The sequence below is a fragment of the Polaribacter sp. genome (assembly GCF_039939415.1).
Classification (GTDB): Bacteria; Bacteroidota; Bacteroidia; order Flavobacteriales; family Flavobacteriaceae; genus Polaribacter.
In genome coordinates this window covers 1-3,656 of record NZ_JBDVJE010000091.1, presented here as the reverse complement: position 1 = coordinate 3,656, position 3,656 = coordinate 1, and the positions used below count along the sequence as shown (strand labels likewise).

At 32.5% G+C, this 3,656-nt stretch carries 2 protein-coding genes; one reads left to right on the top strand and one right to left on the bottom strand.

What is annotated here, in order from left to right; translation table 11 throughout:
• Nucleotides 1-195: 195 nt before the first annotated feature.
• Complete coding sequence (locus ABJG40_RS14295) at nucleotides 196-2,505, bottom strand: right-handed parallel beta-helix repeat-containing protein (RefSeq protein ID WP_348025270.1); 2,310 nt, start codon at nucleotides 2,503-2,505, stop codon at nucleotides 196-198.
• Between the two features lie 235 nt (nucleotides 2,506-2,740).
• Here ABJG40_RS14295 and ABJG40_RS14290 point away from each other — a divergent pair.
• Nucleotides 2,741-3,656 (top strand): hypothetical protein (locus tag ABJG40_RS14290; protein WP_348025269.1); only part of this gene is annotated, 916 nt, incomplete at its 3' end.

Sequence of the window (3,656 nt, the reverse complement as noted above, 5' to 3'; positions counted from 1 at the left end):
ACCTCTTTCTTGTTCAATTTTCCCTTCAAACTTACCTGCAAGTAAGGTACTCAACCAACTTGGGTAAGTTACTTTGTCTACTTTTGTAAATGTAGCTTCCGTTGTAAATCCAGAGGCAAGTCCTTTATCTGTATAAGTTACTGCTTTTACAGTGGTGGTTTTAGTTACTGTAAAAGGTGCTGTATATCTTATCGATTATAAGCTAGGTACAGAACCATCTGTAGTATAAAATATTTCCGCTTTATTTACTGCTTCAATATCTGCTTTTAAAGTGATAGTCTTCGATGTTTCAAAATCTGCTCCAAATGGCAAAATACGTGTCATTTCATGACCAAATTTATCCATCGGAAAGTTTTTAAAACCTTGTTTTAATACAGGTGAATCTTCTTTCACTTGATAATTTCCATTTAAAGGGTCTACAAAATGAGGGTTTCCAATATAAGAATCTACATCGTATCCTTGTTCTTGCCATAATTTTATATCAAAAGTTTCTGCCAAATCAAAATTGACAGGATAGTTTACATTCCAATAAGAATTATGATTGTAATTTGTACTCCATAATTGATCATCAGGTAACTTTACAGTACGTATAAAATTTCTTGTAGGTGCTTTTTTTCCAGGTACTGTTCCTGCAATCACAAAAATATTTTTATAGATTTCATCTTCTGAATCTTTTGGCCATGCATGCCAACCAGAAGGTACAGCACTTACGGTGATGTTATTAAATACTTTACGAGCCATACCGTCTCTTAATTTAATAGAAGACCCCAAGCTAAGATTGTTGTAAATTTCAAAATAACTAGAACCATCATCAAGGTCAATTGTCCAGTTACCTGCACTTATAGATTTACGATAATTAGCTATACGATTGTTTCTTATAATAGTATTATCAATGGCATCTAATCGCGTTAGTTTGGTATCAAAGTTTCCTATTTTTCCTTTTCTTGTTTTCCATTGTCTTTCACGACCCCAAGAATTAAAAGGTCCGTGCTCACCAGTTTCTCTTACAGTTTCCCAAATATCGTTATGTTCAATAATATGTCCTCCCCAAGTACCATCATTAATGCAAATTCCTGCACGCGGACAGTTGTAAATGGTATTGTGTGCTGCTGTTATTTTATGACTCATAGCAATAAAAACGCCTGCCGTTTGCTTTCCAATATCACCAATATCATGTATAATGTTATTTTCTGCAACACAATTCTTAGGATAGTCAGGTGTTTTAGGACCTGGCTTTAAATCCATGTTCTTACTCATTTCTATCCAATTTTTACCGTCTAAATCAACATCATCCCATGTTAAATAATTTCTTACTGCTGATGGTAATCCAACAAAGCAAATAGCACTTTCTCCTGTGTGCACAAATCTAGATCTTACTACTTTGTTGTCACGATTATAAGCACTCATAAAAACAGCGTTTCCTCCTAAATATTCAAAATTACAATCTGAGATACTACAGTTTTCGGTACCCTCTAAATAGATAGCACCTCCTCTGTGAATAGCCCAATCTCCACGAGCAACGGGCTCATAATTATTCATAAAAGTGTACCTAGATTGCGTAAAAGTAAACCTTTTTATCTGAATGTTTTTCACTGGATCATCCTTATTTCCTTTTATTTGAATCAAATCTTTTAGAATAGGAATTTCTATACTGGCTGTTGCTAAATCTTCTCCTTTAAAAGGATAATAATAAAGCGTATTGGTGTTGTTATTAAAAAACCATTCTCCAGCAACATCTAACTCTTCAAATATATTTTCTATAAAATAAGCAGATGCATGCCCACCTGTACCGCCAATACCATAATCTCTCTGCATTTGAAAACCTCCTTCTCCAAGGTGTATCTTATGTGCTTTCCTATCAATGCTTTTAACTCTATACTGCATGTTTCCCCAGTTATGACTTTGGAATGCATGTACAATTCCTGTTTCTGGGTTTGCCCACTTTTTGTTTGAAAATGATTTAGCATCATATCCTAACCATGTGTCTAATCGTAAATTTGAACCTCCTTTTACGTGATTGTATCCTTTTCCATCACGCAAAGGGTTGTCATAATCATAATTAGGAAAACGAGCTCTTATCTTTTTATCATTATTGATGAATAATTGATCTACAGATAGGTCTTGTGGTAATTGAGTTTTATAAATACCATTTTTATAGGCGGTCCATGTTAAATTTTCTATTTTTTTAGACCCTTTGATACTTACTTCAGCATTAGGTAAGGCAGAAAATACAACGGGATGTTTGGTTGTTCCACTATAAGCACTACTTAATTGAATCGTTTGGTCAAGATAATATGCACCTGTTTCAAACCAAACTGTTACAGCTTCTTTACCTGCGTATTTTTCAACTTCTTTTAGTGCTTTTTCAAAACTTAAATAAGGACTATTCTTTGTCCCATTATTTTTATCATCACCATGAATAGATACATAAATTTCTTTAGCAAAAGAAAAACTCTGTAATAATAGAAAAATTATGATAGTTAATACGTAGTTCTTTTTATTCATAATTTTGCTGTTTGAGTTTAATAAAATAATTGGTTCTTCAAATATAAATGGTGATTTAAAATTATACTTGCTTTAATTGGTCTTCTTTTTGCTTTAATCTATAGAATATGCTTTAATAAACACAGAATGCATTTTTACAGACAGAATATGAATGATATGAGCATAAATAGTAGAAATCTATAGAATATATTTGTTTACAGAACCTAAGTTATTCCCTTAAACACTAAAATAAAAAATGAGAACACTGTTTTTTTACCTATTAATTTGTTTGTCAACTTCATGTTTCGCTCAAGAAAAAGAAGTCGATTTTAAAGTAGATTACGAATCCTTTTTATCGAAACACGACATGCTTTGGGATATTGTTCCAGACAAATGGCAAACAGCACCCTATTCTGGAAATGGGAATGTTGGTTTTTTATTATACCAAGGTCCTGAAGAAGCAGAAAATGTAATCTCATTACATATTGGAAGACATGATTACTACGATCATAGAGAAGCAAAAACTAAGGCAGAAGAAATGCTTTGGATTAAACGTAGTAGATTACCTCTTGGTCATTTTAAATTAACCTCTAACGGAAAAATTACAGGCGTAGACATGCGTTTAGATTTATGGAATGCCGAATTAACTGGTACTATAAAAACATCTAAAGGAAGTTATAAAATTAAAGGTTTTACACATAGTACAAAAGATGTAATCTTTTTTGAAACAGATACAAATGACGAAAACATAGAAATTACTTGGCATGCAGAAGATCCAATACCTCCTGTTTATGAAGTTTTAAAAAGCGGCGGAGGTCCAAAAGGAGGAACTTGGGATAAAATGAGAGCGGTAAACTTAGAGATGGTTCCAAAAGCAACTTTAAGCGAGAAAAATGGTTATAATTTTTGTTATCAACCATTATTTGATCATAGAGGAGAAACAACAACTGCTTGGAAAATTACTGGTAATTCTTCTGGAAACCAACAATTAATAACAAGTGTTCATCACAGTTACCCAGAACATAATTCGTTAGATATTGTTACTAAAAACCTTCAAGAGGGAGAAAAAAGCATCGAAGAAAATAATTTTCTTTCATCTCATAAAAAATGGTGGCACGAGTATTATCCGTTGAGTTTTTTATCCATTAATGATGCAGAAAAAGAGTCTTTTT